Raw genomic sequence first — 16,401 nt, 5'->3', positions numbered from 1 at the left:
CCCCGTGACATCCACCGCCCGACGTGCCGACCGAGACACGCACTTCGAGGTCGAGCAGTTCTACTACGAGGAGGCCGCCCTCCTCGACGACGGCCGCTACACCGACTGGCTGGAGCTGCTCGCCGACGACCTCGACTACTGGGTGCCCACCCGCACCAACCGGCTGCGCCGGCAGCAGACGCTGGCGGTGGCCGCGCGGGGCGAGGCCGCGTTCTTCGACGAGACCAAGGAGAGCCTGGCCTGGCGCATCCGCCGGTTCGACTCGGGCATGGCCTGGGCCGAGGACCCGCCGTCCCGCACCCGCCACCTGGTGACCAACGTGATGGTGCGGCACCACGACCCCGCCGAGAACCCGGAGTTCACGGCCGCCGACCTGCAGGTGCGCTCCGCGTTCCTGGTCTACCGCAACCGCCTGGAACGCGAGGAGAACGTGTTCGCCGGCAGCCGCGCGGACGTGCTGCGCAGAGGCGAGGACGGCGGCCTGCGGGTGGCCCGGCGGACCGTCCTCCTCGACCAGAACGTCCTGCTGGCGAAGAACATCTCGACCTTCTTCTGACTTCCGAGGGAACTGCCTTGACCGAACTCAAGCACCATCGCGTCGCCACCTCGCTCGGCGAGATCGCCGTCGCCGAGACCGGCGAGGGACCGGTCCTGGTGATGCTGCACGGCGGCGGCCCCGGCGCCTCCGGCGTCGGCAACTACCAGCAGAACCTCGCCGCGTTGGCCCGGCACTTCCGGATCGTCCTGCCCGACCAGCCCGGTTTCGGGGGCAGTTACCGCCCGACGGACGAGGACCTCACCGAACGGTCGATCACCGGGATCACCGTCGACGCCCTCTTCCAGGCCCTCGACTCCCTCGGCATCGACCGCTTCCACCTGCTCGGCAACAGCCTCGGCGGAGCGGCCGCGATCGCCATGGCCCAGCAACGCCCCGAGCGGGTCACCCGGTTGGTGCTGATGGCACCCGGCGGCGGCTGGCTGCCGTCCGGGCCGACGCCCACCGAGGGACAGAAGGAGATGTTCCGCTACTACAACGGCGGCGGGCCCAGCGAGAAGAAGATGGCCGCGTTCATCCGCACCATGGTCCACGACCACAAGCAGTTCGGCGCGGACGTGGTGAAGGCCCGCTACGAGGCCTCCCTCGACGAGAGCCACATAGCCTTCTACCACCGCTACAACGCGGCCTTCGCCCGGCGCGGCGGGATGGACCCGCTCTGGCGCGACCTGCACCGGATCAAGGCGCCCACGCTGCTGCTCTGGGGCCGCGACGACCGTACGATCACCCTGGACGGCGCGCAACTGATGCTCCGCCAGATCCAGGACGTGCAGCTCCACGTGTTCGGTCGGTGCGGGCACTGGGTGCAGCTGGAACGGCAGCCGGAGTTCGAGGAGTTGGTCGCCGGCTTCCTCGGGGAGCGGTGATGGGCTGGCTGGACGGGTACGTCGCGCTCGTCACCGGCGGGGGCGCGGGCATCGGCCGCGCGGTCACCGAGCGGTTCGTGGCCGAGGGCGCCTCGGTCACCGTCTTCGGGCGGGACCAGGGCCAGTTGGACGAGGTCGTCGCCGTCGCACCCGACCGGATCCACGCCGTCCCCGGCGACGTCCGTGACTCCGGGCGGCTGCACATCGCCGTCGCCGAGACCGTAGAGCGCTTCGGCAGGCTGGACACCCTCGTCGCCAACGCCGGTGTCTGGGACTACCAGCGGCAGCTCACCCGGCTCGGCGCCGCCGAACTCGACGCCGCCTTCGACGAGATCTTCGCCGTGAACGTCAAGGGCTGTCTGCTGGCGGCCGAGGCGTCCTGGCGGGAGCTGGTGAAGAGCCGCGGCAGCATCGTCATGACCCTCTCCAACGCCTCCTTCTACGTCAACGGCGGTGGCCCCCTCTACACCGCCAGCAAACACGCCTGCCTGGGCCTCATGCGCGAACTCGCCTACGAACTCGCGCCCAAGGTCCGCGTCAACGGCGTCGCCTGCGGCGGCATGAACACCGACCTGCGCGGCCCCGAGGCGCTGGCGCTCGGCGACCGCTCGATCTCCGCGTCCTTCGCGAAGAAGAACCCGGACGCCCCGGCGCTCGTGCCGCTGCACGACTCCAGCACCGACCCGCGCGACTTCACCGGACCGTACGTGCTGCTCGCCGCCCGCGAGCAGAGCGGCCCGATCACCGGGCACGCGATCTCCGCCGACGGCGGCATCGGCGTCCGCGGCTTCGCGCACGCGGCCGGCGGCGACCACCTCTGACGACCCTGATCACCCTGACGACTCCGACGCCCTCGACGACCCCGACCTCCCATGACCACTCGACGAGGAGTGCTGACTGTGCCCAGCCCCCACCCCCGCAACTCCGGACTCCGGGTCGACCTCAACCCGGCCGCGGCGGTGGCCCGCCACGCCCGCCACCAGGCCGACGAGGTGGTCGTCCGCTACCCGGGCGGCGACCTCACCTACGCCGAACTCGACGACAGGGCGGCCCGGTTGGCAAGCGCCCTGGCGGGCGGCGGTGTCGTCGACGGCACCCGTGTCGCCTATCTCGGCCTGAACAGCCCGGCGTTCCTGGTCACCATGCTCGCCGCGTTCCGGCTGGGTGCCGTGTTCGTCCCGGTCAACTTCCGGCTCGCCGAGCCCGAGCTGCAGCGGATCCTGGCGGACAGCGGCGCCGAGGTGATCGTCTGCGAGGAGGGCCACCGCCTCCCGGTCGAAGCGGTGCGCCCGGCCACGGAGCTGCGGCGCCTCCTGCTGGTGGACGACGACCCCGAGACACCGGCCGCCGACGGCGCCGCCGACTGGGAGCCCTGGTCACCACTGATCGCGGCCGCGCCGCCGACGACCGTCCTCACCCCGAAGTACGCCGACGACCCGGCGATCCTCATGTTCACCTCCGGCACCACCGGAACGCCCAAGGGAGTCGTACTCACCCACGGCAACGCCTGGTGGAACTCCGTCAACGTCGACCTGCGCCTGGACACGCGCCGCGGTGACGTCACCTACGCGGCCGCCCCGCTCTTCCACATCGGCGCCCTCAACAGCTTCGCCCTGCGCACCCTCGTACGCGGCGGCACGGTCGTCGTACGCCGTTCCTTCGACCCGCAGACGTGCCTCGACGACCTGGTCGCCCACCGGGTCAACTCCATGTTCGGCGTCCCGCAGATGTTCGCCGCGCTGGCCCGCGTCCCGGGCTTCTTCCAGCAGGATCTGGGCGCGCTGCGCGCCGTGGTGGTCGCCGGCGCACCGGTGCCGCCGTCCCTGGTCGAGCTCTACGCGGGGCGCGAGGTGCTGCTGCAGCAGGCGTGGGGCCTGACCGAGACCGCGCCGTTCGCCACCCACCTGCCCGCCGAGCGCACCCTGGAGAAGCTGGGGTCGGCGGGGATCGCCATGCCCTACACGGAGGTCCGGGTCGTGGACGCCGTCAGCAACGAGCCGGTGAAGGCGGGGGAGCCCGGTGAGGTCGTGGTGCGCGGCCCCAACGTCACCGCGGGCTACTGGAACAACCCGCGGGCCACGGCCGCCGCGTTCGACGCGGAGGGCTGGTTCCACTCCGGGGACATCGGCTATCTCGACGAGGACGGCTGCCTCTTCATCGTCGACCGTCTCAAGGACATGATCATCAGCGGCGGGGAGAACGTCTACCCGGCCGAGGTGGAGCGGGTCCTGGCGGCCATGCCGGGCGTGGTGGACGTCGCCGTGGTCGGGGTGGCCGACGAACAGTGGGGCGAGGCCGTCGCGGCGGTGGTCACCGTCACCGACGGCACCGGCATCGACCTGGAGGACATCCGCGCGTACGCGGCCGGCCGGCTGGCCCGCTACAAACTCCCGCGCCGGCTCACCCTCGTGCCGGCGGTGCCGAGGAACGCCTCCGGGAAGCTGGACAAGGCCGTCATCCGGCGGCTGGCGATCGCGGCCGAGGAGAGCTGACATGATCACGGTGCCCGCGGTCCCGGCGGACCTCGCCCCGGACCCCGCCTGGGAGACCGAGCCGATCGCCGGCAGCCGCACAGCGGCCGGCTTCCGCCTGCGCCGGGACGGGGTGACGGTGGACGTACGCCTGGAACGGTGTGCCGCGGGACGGCTGCGGGACGCGTATCCCGCCGGCGCCCACGACCTCGAGCTACGGGTGGCCGCCGGATGCCCGGACCACCTGCTCCCGGCGCTGCTGCGGAGCCTCACGGCGGCGGTCCGGGACGCCGATCCGCACTGCCGTCGGGTCGTCCTCGCGATACCCGTCGCCGACCGGGGCGGGATCACGGCCGCCGGCTCGGCCGGTTACCGGCACGCCGTGGACGTCGACCTCGGGCAGGAGGAACTGGCCCTGCTGGTGGCGGAACCCGACTGGGTCACCGCCACCGACATCGACCTGGAGCGCGTCCCGGGCGCCTGAGAGCGGGGCACAGCACATGACCGCAGCGACCCGGTGCCGTGCGGGGGCTCGACGCGCGGGATCGGCCCGGAGCTGGTGTGCTGGACGAGGGGGCTCCGGACCGTACCCGTCGTACCCGTTACGGGAGAGACGCATGAGTAGCTACCGAGTCGCGCAGGTGTCCGCCCTGGGCGGGCCGTTCGAGATCGTCGAGCGGGAGGTGCCGAGGCCCGGCCCGCGCCAGGTGCGGATCGCCGTGGAGGCCTGCGGCATCTGCCACAGCGACACGTTCTTCGTCACCGCCGCCCTGCCGGGTGTCACGTTCCCGGTGGTACCCGGCCACGAGATCGCCGGACGGATCGAGGAGCTCGGCGAGGGCATCGAGGACTGGGGCTGGCAGATCGGCGACCGGGTGGCGGTCGGCTGGTTCGGCGGCAGCTGCGGCCACTGCAAGCCCTGCCGCCAGGGCGACTTCATCGTCTGCGAGAACATGAAGACGCCCGGCTGGCGCTACGACGGCGGCTTCGGCGAGCAGGTGATCGCACCGGTCGACGCCCTGGCCCGCATCCCCGACGGGCTGACCTCGGCCGACGCGGCCCCGATGGGCTGCGCGGGCGTGACCACCTTCAACGGCCTGCGGCGCAGCCCGGCCGAGCCCGGCGACCTGGTCGCCGTCGTCGGTCTCGGCGGTCTCGGCCACCTCGGGGTGAAGTACGCGGTGGCCATGGGCTTCGAGACGGTGGCCGTCGCCCGCGGCGCCGAGAAGGCCGACTTCGCCAAGCAGCTCGGCGCCCACCACTACGTCGACTCCACGTCCGCGACCCCGGTCGCGGAGGCCCTCCAGTCGCTCGGCGGCGCCAAGGCCGTGCTCGCCACCGCCGGCAACTCCCAGGCGATCTCGGCTGCCATGGACGGGCTGGGCCCCCGCGGCGAGCTGGTGGTGATCGGCATCGACCCCGAGCCGCTCGGGATCAGCCCGTTCCAGCTGGTCGGGACCGCGCGCGTGGTCCGCGGCCACCCGTCCGGCACCGCGCAGGACGTGCAGGACACCATGGAGTTCAGCGCCCTGCACGGGATCCGCCCGACGATCGAGACCGTACCGCTGGAGCAGGCGGACGAGGCCTACCAGAAGATGCTCACCGGGGCCGCGCGCTTCCGGATGGTCCTCACCTACGACTGAGCTACGACTCAGCCACGACTGAACGTCACGCACTCACCGCGCCGCCCGAGCGCGGTGAAGACCGGGGTGACCACCGGGTCTTACGGGCGCAGCGTCTCCCGACGGCCGGACAGCCGGGTCCTCACCGGGCACCGCCCGTGTGCCACGGTCCGGGTGCCAGCGCGTCGGCCGTCCGGTACAGCGCGGCCCGGTGCGGGCCCTGCGGCAGCCGGTCCAGCTCCCGGCGGGCCCGTTCCGCATACGTGCGTGCCAGCCGCGTGGACTCCTCCAGCGCGCCCGTCTCCACCAGCAGCCGCGCCACCTTCTCCGGATCCTTCGAGACCGGCCCGGCCAGCAGCAGGGGCAGGCTGGGCCGGTCGTTGCGCAGATCGCTGTCGGCGGGCTTGCCCTCCCGCCCGGCCTCCGGCCCGTACGGCAGCAGGTCGTCGCGGATCTGGAACGCCACCCCGAGCGCCTCGCCGTACCCGGCCAGCGCCCGCGCCTGTTCCGGCGAGCCGCCGCCCAGCACCGCACCCGTCTCGCAGCACGCGCTCAGCAGCGCCCCGGTCTTCAGCCGGACCATCTCCAGGTACCCGCCGATCGCGTCCGGCGCCCGGACCGGGTCCAGCTCCCGGGCCACCCCCTGCGCCATCCGCCGTCCGGCCCGCGCCAGTGTGCCCACGGCCCGGGTCACGGCCGCGTCCGGCACCCCGCGCCGACCGCACTCCACCACCTGCTCGAACAGCGCGAACATCAGCGCGTCACCGCCCAGGACGGCCGCGCCGGACCCGAACCTGGCGTGCCCCGACGGCTTGCCGCGGCGCAGCTGGTCGTCGTCGAGGATGTCGTCGTGCAACAGGCTCGCCACATGCACCAGTTCCACCCCGACCGCCGCGGGCATCACCCGCTCGTACGACCCGCCCACGGCCGCCGCCGACTCCAGCAGCAGCACCGGCCGCAGCAGCTTGCCCGGCGGGTGCAGCGCCCAGCGGTGCACCTCCGTGAGCGGATCCCCGGCGGCCCGGGACAGCCAGTCCCGCAGTGCCTGCTCCACGGCCGCCGCCGCGCCGTTCTCCTCGTGCCGCATCTCCGGTCCTCACTGCTGATCGTTTTCCTGGCGGTGAACGAGCCCTGCCTCGGCGGCGTCACCCGGCGGCCGGTGGCGCGGCGGGCGCGCGCCCTGGTGGACGGACGTGCGCTCAGCTCCGCACCGCGCGGGCCGCGAGCAGTGCGATGTCGTCCTCGGAGCCGGTGGCGAGGTGCGCGAGCACCGTGTCGAGGATCTTGTCGAGCGGGTCGGTGGGGCACAGCGAGAGTCCCGTGAGCCGTGCCAGGCCGCAGTCGATGTCCTCGCCGCGCCGCTCCACCAGCCCGTCCGTGTACAGCAGCAGCACACCGCCGCGTTCCGGGGTGACGCGCTGCTCGTACCGGCCGAGCCCGCTGCCCAGCGGCGGGCCGACCGGCACCGGGACCAGCTGTATGTCGCCCTCCGGGGTGAGCCAGACCGGCGGCAGATGGCCGGCGCTGGCATAGGTGAGCGTGGCGACGTCCGCGTCGCCGAGCGCGAGGAAACAGGTGGCCACCCGCTCGAAGCCGGAGTCGGCGACCATCCGGTCCGCGTGCTGGAGGATCCGGCGCGGCGAGAGCCCCGCGAGGGCCAGGGCGCGCAGCGTCGAACGGTAGTGGCTCATCGCCACCGCCGCGTCCACACCGTGACCCATCACGTCCCCGATGACCAGCATCGTGCGGCCGTCGGGCAACGCCAGGACGTCGTACCAGTCGCCGCCGATCATCGAGCCGTCGTCGGCGGGGCGGTAGCGGGCGGTGGTCTCCACACCGGCGTGCTGCTGCAGCTGGCCGGGCTCGGCCAGCAGGGCCCGCTGCAGTTCCAGGGCCATGGTGTGCTCGCGTTCGAAGCGGACCGCGCGGTCCAGGGCGCGGGCGGCGCGGGCGGCGAGTTCGCGGGCGACCGTGGCGTCCTCGTTCGAGAACGTCCCGGAGTCCCCGGCCCGGGCCAGCATCAGGATGCCGAGCACCCGGCCGTCCGAGACCAGGGGGGCGAGGAGCACCGAGTGGACCCGGGCGGTCAGACACGCCCGGGCCGGCGGCCAGCGGGGGATCAACGACCGCCACTGCGCCGCGGTGATCGCGTCGCGCCGCCAGATCCGGCCCGCCGCCAGGTTCCGCCGGGTCCCGGTGCCCCGCGGCCAGCCGACCAGCTCACCGCGCGCGTCGAGGGCCGCGAGGCCGGTCACGAGCCCCGGCCGGGTGGCGTACGCCGCGAGCCGGGTCGGCGCCCGCCGCGCCGACGCGGTGTCCGGGGGACTGAGCTCCACCCCGGCCGCGTCCGCCAGCTCCGGTACGACGAACTCCGCCAGCTCCCGGCAGGTCCCGGCGACATCGGTGCCGGTGCCGATCCGGGACGCGGCCGAGTCCAGCAGCGCGAGGCGCCGGTGGGCGCGCTCCAGCTCGTACACGTACTGCTGCGGCTCACTGATCTCCAGGCCCACCGCGGCGACGCCCACGACCTTGCCCGTACTGTCCACGAGCCGGTGGTACACGCACCGCCACTCCCGGACCTGGTACGGCGAGTCCACCCAGGTGCGACCGGTCACGATGGCCTCGCGCGGCCGTCCGTCGTGGATGACGTCCAGCAGCACCTGGTCGGGCCGCTGGATGTGCGGGAGCACCTCGTGCTGGGTGCGGCCGAGGTACGCGGCGGCGGGCAGGCCCGTCATCCGGGCCATGTGCGGATTGACGTAGACGTAGCGCAGACGGGTGTCGAGGACCGCGAAACCGACGGCAGCGCCCTCGACGATGCCGCGCAGCATGTCGATGTAGCCGATGTCGGTGGGGGGCGCGCCCACTGCCGCCGGTGCCGCTGCCGGTGCCGCTCCCCGTTCCGCTGCCTGTGCCTGTGCCTGTGCCTGTGCCGCAGAGGGTGTCGACGCGCCTCGGGCGACCGGTGGAGCCGGTGCGGCCGGGGGCCCCGGAGCGGGCGGCGGAGCCGGGGTGGCCGGTCGTCGTGAGGAGGTGTCCCTGTCCACCCGGTCCTCCTCGCCTGCCCCTCCCTCGGCCGCCCTCATCGTGCAACAGGTCCCGGCACGGCGCATCCCGGGACCGGGCAGGCTGCCGTACGGGGGGTCCCGGGGCCGGTCAGGGCGGCCGCGCGTGGCATCCGCCAGGCATCCTGGGACCGTACCGGCCGGCATCCCGGACGCCTCCGCTCACATCGCCCGGAGCGGGTCTGTGCGGCGGCCTTAACGCCCGTTGATCGGGAGCGGTGACGCCGGCGTAATCAGCCGTACATACCGTCGGGGTCGAATGGAAGAGGCTGACCAGCAGGAACAGGGGGCGCCCGTGGCCGCGCCGGACTCGCGCAGCACCGACACCGGCAGGGTGCGGACCGTCTGCTCGTACTGCGGGGTCGGCTGCGGCATGGTCCTGGACATCGGCAGGGGCCCGGACGGCCGCCGTACCGTCCTGAAGGCCTCCGGCGACAAGGAGCACCCGGCGAACTTCGGCAGGCTGTGCACGAAGGGCGCCACCACCGCCGACATGCTCGCCGCGCCCGGCCGGCTGACCACCGCCCTGCTGCGGCCCGAGCGGGGCGAGGAGGCGGTGCCGTCGTCCGTGGACGCGGCGGTCGCCGAGACCGCGCGGCGGCTGCGCGCGATCGTCGACGAGCACGGCCCGGACGCGGTCGCCCTCTACGTCTCCGGCCAGATGAGCCTGGAGGCCCAGTACCTCGCCAACAAGCTCACCAAGGGCTGGCTGCGCACCAACAACATCGAGTCCAACTCCCGGCTCTGCATGGCCAGCGCGGGCACCGGCTACAAGCTCTCCCTCGGCGCCGACGGCCCGCCCGGCTCGTACGAGGACCTCGACAAGGCGGACGTGTTCCTGGTCATCGGCGCCAACATGGCCGACTGCCACCCGATCCTCTTCCTGCGCCTGATGGACCGGGTCAAGGCGGGCGCCAAGCTGATCGTCGTCGACCCGCGCCGCACCGCCACCGCCGCGAAGGCCGACCTGTTCCTCCAGGTCAAACCCGGTACCGACCTCGCCCTCCTCAACGGCCTGCTCCACCTCCTGCACGAGAACGGGCACACCGACCCCGACTTCATCGCCGCGTACACCGAGGGCTGGGAGGCGATGCCGGAGTTCCTCGCCGACTACCCGCCCGCCGTCGTCGCCGACATCACCGGCATCCCCGAGGCCGACCTGCGCGCGGCCGCCCGGCTGATCGGCGAGGCGGGGGAGTGGACCAGCTGCTGGACCATGGGCCTCAACCAGTCCACGCACGGCACCTGGAACACCAACGCCCTGGTCAACCTGCACCTCGCGACCGGCAGGATCTGCCGCCTGGGCAGCGGCCCGCTCTCCCTCACCGGCCAGCCCAACGCCATGGGCGGCCGGGAGATGGGCTACATGGGACCGGGCCTGCCCGGCCAGCGGTCGGTCCTCGTCGACGCCGACCGCGCCTTCGTCGAGGAGCGGTGGGGACTGGAACCCGGCACGATCCGCGCCGACGGCGTCGGCAAGGGCACGGTGGAGATGTTCCAGAAGATGGCCGACGGCGAGATCAGGGCCTGCTGGATCATCTGCACCAACCCGGTCGCCTCCGTCGCCAACCGCAAGACGGTCATCGAGGGTCTTGAGGCCGCCGAGTTCGTCGTCACCCAGGACGTCTTCACCGACACCGAGACCAACGCCTACGCCGACGTCGTCCTGCCCGCCGCCCTGTGGACCGAGACCGAGGGCGTCCTCATCAACAGCGAGCGCAACCTCACCCTCGCCCGCCCCGCCGCCGACCCGCCCGGCGAGGCCACCGCCGACTGGCGGCTGATCGCCGGCGTCGCCCGAGCGATGGGCTTCGAGGACGGCTTCTCCTACGACAGCGCGGAGGAGATCTTCGAGGAGATCAAGCGCTTCCACAACCCGCAGACCGGCTACGACCTGCGGGGCGTGACCTACGACCGGCTGCGCACCACGCCCGTGCAGTGGCCGGCCGCCACCGCCGACGGCCCCGACCGCAACCCCGTCCGGTACGTCGGCGCCGACGGTTCCCTCACCTTCGCCACCGCCTCCGGACGCGCCGTCTTCCACGCCCGGCCGCACGTGGACCCCGCCGAGATGCCGGACGACGACTACCCGTTCGTCCTGAACACCGGCCGTCTCCAGCACCAGTGGCACACCCTGACCAAGACCGCGAAGGTCGCCAAGCTGAACAAGCTCAACCCCGGCCCCTTCGTCGAGGTCCACCCCGAGGACGCGGCCGCGCTCGGGATCGCCGACGGCGACTCCGTGGAGGTCGCCTCGCGGCGCGGCCGGGCGGTGCTGCCGGCGGTCGTCACGGACCGGGTGCTGCCGGGGTCCTGCTTCGCGCCGTTCCACTGGAACGACCTGTTCGGCGAGTACCTCAGTGTCAACGCGGTGACCAGCGACGCGGTCGACCCGCTGTCCTTCCAGCCCGAGCTGAAGGTGTGCGCGGTGTCGCTGACCAGGGTGGCCACACCGGTGAGCGTGCAGGTGCCGGGGACCGAGCGGACCCCGGCCGCCGCGTCCGTCGTACCCGCTGCCGACACCGTCGTACCCGCCGCCACCTCCGTCGTACCCGCCGCCGTCGCGCCCACGGCCGTGCTGCCCTCCGCGGCCGCCGTGTTCGGCCTCGACCCGGCGCCCCCGCCGGTCCTGACCGACCGCGAACGGCAGTACCTGGTCGGTTTCCTCGCCGGTATCCCGGTCGGTGCCCCGGGCGTCCCTGTGCTGCCGCCGGACGCGCCCTTCAGCCCCGAGCACGCCCTGTGGGTCAACGGCACCCTCGCCGGCATGTACTCCCGCACCTCCGCCGCCCCGGTCACCGCGTCGGTGACGCCGACCCGGCAGGTGGTCGTCCTCTGGGCCTCGCAGACCGGCAACGCCGAGGACTTCGCCGTCACCACCGCCGAGCGCCTCACCGCGGGCGGCCACGCGGCGTCCCTCGTCGCCATGGACGAGGCCGACCCGGCCGCCCTGCCCACGGGCGCCGACCTGCTCCTGATCACCAGCACCTTCGGCGACGGCGACGCCCCCGACAACGGCGCCGGCTTCTGGGACGGGCTCGCCGCCCTCGACGCCGGGCGCCTCGAAGGCCGCAGGTACGCCGTGCTGGCCTTCGGCGACTCCAGCTACGACGACTTCTGCGGACACGGGCGGCGTCTGGACAGCCGGCTGGACGAGCTCGGCGCGGTCCGGCTCGCGCCGCGCACCGACTGCGAACCGGACTACGAGCCCCGGGCGGAGGCCTGGCTCGACCAGGTGCTCACCGCTCTCAAGGACGGAAAGGACGGAAAGGGCGGATCCGCGGCCACCCCCACCCCCGCGCCGGCGCCCGCCCCCGCCCCCGCCCCGTCCCGGCGTCCCGCCCCCGTCACCGCCCGGCTCGTCGGCAACCAGTTGCTCAGCCTGCCCGGCGCGGGCAAGGAGGTCCGCCGCTTCACCTTCGACAGCCGCGACAGCGAGACCCCGCTGGTCTACGAGGCGGGCGACGCGCTCGGCGTCCGTCCTCTCAACTCCCGCGATCTGGTGGCGGAGTGGCTGACCGTCACCGGTCTCGACGCCACAACCGGGGTGGAGATCGGCGGAGTCGGTGAAGTCCCCCTCGCCGAGGCCCTCTCACGCCATCTGGACATCACCCGCGTCACCCCGGACCTGCTCCGCTTCGCCGCCGAACGCACCCGTGACCCGCGTGAGTTGCGGAAACTGCTGCGCCCCGACAACAAGGACGAGCTGGCCAAGTGGTCCTGGGGCCGGCAGGCGGTCGACGTCGTCGCCGAGTTCGGGATCCGCGCCGACGCCGGCGCGTGGGCGGGCGTCCTCGGCAGGCTGCAGCCGCGCCTCTACTCGATCTCGTCCAGTCCGCTCACCGACCCCCACCAGGTCTCGCTCACCGTCTCCGTCGTCCGCTACGAGAACCTGCGCGGCCGGCCCCGGCAGGGTGTCTGCTCGCCGTTCCTCGCCGACGCCGAACCCGGCACCCCGGTCCCGGTGCACGTCCAGCGCTCCCCGCACTTCCGCCCGCCGGCCGACCCGGCGACCCCCATGGTCATGGTCGGCCCCGGCACCGGCGTGGCGCCGTTCGTCGGCTTCCTGCAGGAGCGCCGCGCCCGCGGCCACCGCGCCCCCAACTGGCTGTTCTTCGGCGAACAGCACCGGGCCACCGACTTCTACTACGAGGAGGAGCTCACCGCCCTGCTCGCCGAGGGCACCCTGAGCCGCCTCGACACCGCCTTCTCCCGCGACCAGCGCGCCAAGGTCTACGTCCAGGACCGGATGCGCGAACACGGCCCGCTGCTGTGGTCCTGGCTCCAGGACGGCGCCCACTTCTACGTCTGTGGCGACGCCTCCCGGATGGCCAAGGACGTCGACCGGGCCCTGAAGGACATCGCCACCGTGCACGGCGGACTGACCGGGGACGAGGCGACGGTGTACGTCAAGCAGCTGGCCGCGGACCGGCGTTACGTCCGGGACGTCTACTGATCGCCTACCGAGCACCTGCTGATCGGCTGGTGATCGATTACTGACTTTCCATCAGGTGGTGCATGGTGAGGGCGAGTTGGAGCCGGAACCGGCCCTGTGGGGTGCGCACCGACCAGCCCAGCAGATGCTCGGCGTGCGTCAACCGGTCCTGGAGCGTGGAGTGATGGACGCTGATCTCGGCGGCCGCCGCCCGCAGGCTGGCCGTCGACGCGATCGCGTGCAGCGTGCGCAGCATCCAGGGCGCGTCCGCCGCGGCGGCCCGCACGGCACGGACGTCCGGCGCCGGTTCCGCACCGGGTACGACGAGATCGGCGAGCAGCGCGACCCCGCCGAGCTCGTCGGCGTGCACGACGGGCGGGCCGCCGGGCTCCCGCGCGCCGCCGTCGGAGGCGAACCGCAGCGCGGTGCGGGCCGCCGACCAGGACTCGGGGAGGTCCCCGGCGGCCACCGCCGTCCCCACGCCCGCACGTCCCGCAGGCAGGACGGGCGGCGGTCCGTCGGCCACGATCCGGGGCGGTCCGCCGGCCACCGCCACCGCACGGAACCGCGCCGCCGGGTCGGCGGTGTCCAGACCGAGCCGACGGGCCGCGTGCAACCGGGCCGGTAGCGGGGCGCCCGCGTCCAGAACCGTCTCGACCAGCGCGGGGTCGTCCGGCCGTGGCCCCGGAGCCCGCCCCCGGGTGCGGTCGAGCACGGACCGCACGGCCGCCGAGGCCCGCTCCAGGATCACCGCGTCGACGACACTGGGACCGTCCGCCCCGGCCCGCTCCAGCCACAGTGCCGGCGGCCCGTCCGGCAGCAGCGACGCGCACGGCCACCCGGGCTCGGGCGCGCCCACCACGTCCGTCCGACGTCCGTCCGGCTCCACCCGCAGCCGGACCCGCCGCTCCTCGTCGGCCAGCCGCGCCGGACACCCCGCGAGCACGGCGGCCCCGCGCACCAGCGCCTCCAGACCGGCCCGGGTCTCGGCCAGCCGGTCGAAGTAGGCGATGACCGCGACGGCGGCCCCGGCATCCGGGTCCACCGCGGCCAGCCGCCCCGCCAGCTCTTTCATACGGCCATGATGCGCCATCCGGCCGTACGACGAGGAGAGCCCGGCACGGCAGGCAACCCCCGCGCCCGCCCGCCCCTCCTAGCTGTCGAGGCACAGCACCGACACAGAGCCCCTGGGACGACCGACACAGAGCCCCCTGGGCAACCCGCACAGTGACCCTGGACAAGGAGCCCCCGCTTGGACCGCAACGAGCCCCCGCGGCCCGCCGCCGGACCGTCCCGCCGGAGATTCATGGTCTACACGGTGGCCGCGGCCACCCTCACAGTCGCCGCCCCGCTCGGCTGCGACACCCCGCGGGCCGACGGCGCCACCCCGCCGTCCGACGTCCTGGTCACCGGGACCGACGAGGAGATGCTCGTCCTGGAGGTCACCGCCGACAACGAGGTCGTCGTACGGCTGCCCCGGGTCGAGGTCGGCCAGGGCATCACCACCGCCGTCGCCATGATGATCGCCGAGGAACTGGACGCCCGCCTCGCCGACGTCCGGATCCCGCTCGCCGACGCCCGCAGCAAGGGCAACCAGTACACCGGTGGCTCCAGTTCGGTCAGTTCGCTGTACGGCCCGGCCCGGCAGCTCGCCGCCACGGCGCGCGCCCGGCTGGTGACCGCGGCCGCCCGCCGCTGGCGGCTCCCCGCGCGCATCCTGCGCACCTGGAACACCATGGTCGTGGCCCCCGACGGCCGGACCGCCACCTTCGGCTCCCTCACCGCGAGCGCCGCCCGGATCCGCACCCCGGACGTGTCGAGCAAGCCCAAGCCGGCCTCCCGGCACCGGGTGATCGGGAAGCCGACGACCAGGATCGACGCCCGGGACATCGTCACCGGCGCCGCGAAGTACGCCGGCGACCTGGCGGTGGCGGGCGCGCAGCCGACCGTGGTGGCCCGGCCGCCGACCCTGCGGGGCAAGCTCGTCTCCCTCGACGACACGGCGGCCCGCGCCCTGCCCGGCGTCCACGCGGTCGTGAGGATCCCGGGCGGGGTCGCCGTCGTCGCCGAGACCTTCCACCACGCCTTCCAGGCCCGCGACGCGCTCCGGATCACCTGGGCCGACGGCCCGCTGGTGGCCCTGTCCGACAAGGAGATCCGCGCCCGGCTGCGGGCCGCGGTGCCCCGGCTCGGCACCCCGCCGCACGGAACGACCCAGATCGAGGGCGAGTTCGCGTTCGCGTTCGTCAGCCATGCCCCGATGGAGGTGCTCACGGCCGTCGCCGACGTCCGCGCCGACCGGGCCGAGCTGTGGTTCGCCACCCAGACCCCCATGGAGGCCCGCGAGACCGTCGCCGGCCTGCTGGGGCTCTCGAAGACCGCCGTACGGGTCCATGTGATGCGCGGCGGCGGCTCGTTCGGGCGGCGGCTCAACTTCGACCAGGCGACCGAGGCGGCCCTCATCTCCAAGGCGGCCCGTCGGCCGGTGAAGCTGATGTGGAGCCGCAACGACGACATCCGGCACGGCAGGATGCGCCCCGCCGACCACCACCGGATCCGGGCCAGTGTCGCCGGCGGCCGGGTGGTGGCCTTCCAGCACATGTCGGCCTCGGTGGGGGAGTCCTCCGACGAGCAGGGCCTGACCGCGAAGTCCGGTGCGGTACGGCCGCTGCCCAGCGACAGCGGGCTGTACAACTTCGGCCGGGTGGGCGGCGATTCGGGCGGCATCGAACTGCCGATACCGCTCGGCGCCTGGCGCTCGGTGGATTCCGGGACCATGCGCACGGCGGAGGAGATCGTCGTCGACGACATCGCCCGCGCGCTGGGCCGGGACCCGGTCGCCTTCCGCCGTACCACCCTGCGCAGCAGGACGGTGAAGGCCGTCCTCGCCAAGGCGGCCGCCGCCGGGCACTGGGGGCGCCGGATGCCCGCGGGCACCGCCCAGGGTGTCGCCGTCCACGAGGAGTACGGGTCCGCCGTGGCCTGCCTGGCCGAGATCGACGCCACCGACCCGAAGAACCCCCGGGTCACCAAGGTGGTGATGGCCGCCGACGTCGGTACGGCCGTCAACCCGCGCGGCCTTCAGGCGCAGCTCATGGGCACCGCCGTCGACGGCATCTCCACCGTGCTGCGCGCCGGGTTGCACATCGACCGGGGCGCGGTCCGCGAGGGCAGCTTCGCCGACTTCCACTACGCCCGCCAGCGGCACGCCCCGCTGGAGTTCGAGGCGCACGTCATCCCGTCCGGCGGGGAACCGGGCGGCGCCGGCGAACTCGGCGTCCCCGCGGCGGCGGGCGCGGTCGCCAACGCCTACGCCCGCGCCACCGGCCGCAAACCCCGCAGCTTCCCCCTCGACTTCTGACCCACCGCCTCCCCAACTCCCAGAA

The 16,401-nt window shown here is 73.8% G+C and carries 11 protein-coding genes; 8 read left to right on the top strand and 3 right to left on the bottom strand.

The window, feature by feature from the left end; translation table 11 throughout:
* Nucleotides 1–4 precede the first annotated feature (4 nt).
* The 6 genes from ACFWPQ_RS20935 (at nt 5) to ACFWPQ_RS20910 (ending at nt 5,536) form a co-directional block, all read left to right on the top strand.
* Nucleotides 5–556, top strand: coding sequence for an aromatic-ring-hydroxylating dioxygenase subunit beta (locus ACFWPQ_RS20935; RefSeq protein ID WP_384036579.1), 552 nt, complete (start codon nt 5–7; stop codon nt 554–556).
* Nucleotides 557–573: 17 nt separating this feature from the next.
* Complete coding sequence (locus ACFWPQ_RS20930) at nt 574–1,422, top strand: alpha/beta fold hydrolase (RefSeq protein ID WP_384036576.1); 849 nt, start codon at nt 574–576, stop codon at nt 1,420–1,422.
* Nucleotides 1,422–2,243: a 3-(cis-5,6-dihydroxycyclohexa-1,3-dien-1-yl)propanoate dehydrogenase gene (gene hcaB, locus ACFWPQ_RS20925; protein ID WP_384036573.1), complete on the top strand. Its 822-nt coding sequence runs from the start codon at nt 1,422–1,424 to the stop codon at nt 2,241–2,243. The genes ACFWPQ_RS20930 and hcaB overlap by 1 nt, the downstream gene beginning before the upstream one ends.
* A gap of 78 nt (nt 2,244–2,321) precedes the next feature.
* Nucleotides 2,322–3,914, top strand: a complete 1,593-nt coding sequence (locus tag ACFWPQ_RS20920) for a long-chain-fatty-acid--CoA ligase (RefSeq protein WP_384036571.1) — start codon at nt 2,322–2,324, stop codon at nt 3,912–3,914.
* 1 nt (nt 3,915) lies between these two features.
* A complete protein-coding gene (locus ACFWPQ_RS20915; RefSeq protein WP_384036568.1) occupies nt 3,916–4,377 on the top strand; it encodes a hypothetical protein in 462 nt (153 codons plus the stop codon).
* Nucleotides 4,378–4,510: 133 nt separating this feature from the next.
* Complete coding sequence (locus ACFWPQ_RS20910; RefSeq protein WP_384036565.1) at nt 4,511–5,536, top strand: alcohol dehydrogenase; 1,026 nt, start codon at nt 4,511–4,513, stop codon at nt 5,534–5,536.
* Nucleotides 5,537–5,657: 121 nt separating this feature from the next.
* Here the strand turns inward: ACFWPQ_RS20910 and ACFWPQ_RS20905 are convergent, their stop codons facing one another.
* Nucleotides 5,658–6,602 carry a polyprenyl synthetase family protein gene (locus tag ACFWPQ_RS20905; RefSeq protein WP_384036562.1) on the bottom strand — a complete coding sequence of 315 codons (945 nt, stop codon included), beginning with the start codon at nt 6,600–6,602 and terminating at the stop codon, nt 5,658–5,660.
* 112 nt (nt 6,603–6,714) lie between these two features.
* Nucleotides 6,715–8,382 carry a SpoIIE family protein phosphatase gene (locus ACFWPQ_RS20900; RefSeq protein WP_384036559.1) on the bottom strand — a complete coding sequence of 556 codons (1,668 nt, stop codon included), beginning with the start codon at nt 8,380–8,382 and terminating at the stop codon, nt 6,715–6,717.
* A 571-nt stretch (nt 8,383–8,953) separates the two neighbouring features.
* Between ACFWPQ_RS20900 and ACFWPQ_RS20895 the strand changes: the two genes are divergently transcribed.
* A complete protein-coding gene (locus ACFWPQ_RS20895; RefSeq protein ID WP_384036900.1) occupies nt 8,954–13,036 on the top strand; it encodes a molybdopterin-dependent oxidoreductase in 4,083 nt (1,360 codons plus the stop codon).
* A gap of 37 nt (nt 13,037–13,073) precedes the next feature.
* Here the strand turns inward: ACFWPQ_RS20895 and ACFWPQ_RS20890 are convergent, their stop codons facing one another.
* On the bottom strand, nt 13,074–14,090 hold the full coding sequence (locus tag ACFWPQ_RS20890) for a helix-turn-helix domain-containing protein (RefSeq protein WP_384036556.1): 1,017 nt from the start codon (nt 14,088–14,090) through the stop codon (nt 13,074–13,076).
* 231 nt (nt 14,091–14,321) lie between these two features.
* Between ACFWPQ_RS20890 and ACFWPQ_RS20885 the strand changes: the two genes are divergently transcribed.
* Nucleotides 14,322–16,376, top strand: a complete 2,055-nt coding sequence (locus ACFWPQ_RS20885) for a molybdopterin cofactor-binding domain-containing protein (protein WP_384036897.1) — start codon at nt 14,322–14,324, stop codon at nt 16,374–16,376.
* Nucleotides 16,377–16,401 lie beyond the last annotated feature (25 nt).

It is taken from the genome of Streptomyces sp. NPDC058464 (assembly GCF_042721035.1).
Taxonomy (GTDB): domain Bacteria; phylum Actinomycetota; class Actinomycetes; order Streptomycetales; family Streptomycetaceae; genus Streptomyces.
This window is presented reverse-complemented; position numbering and strand designations above follow the sequence as displayed.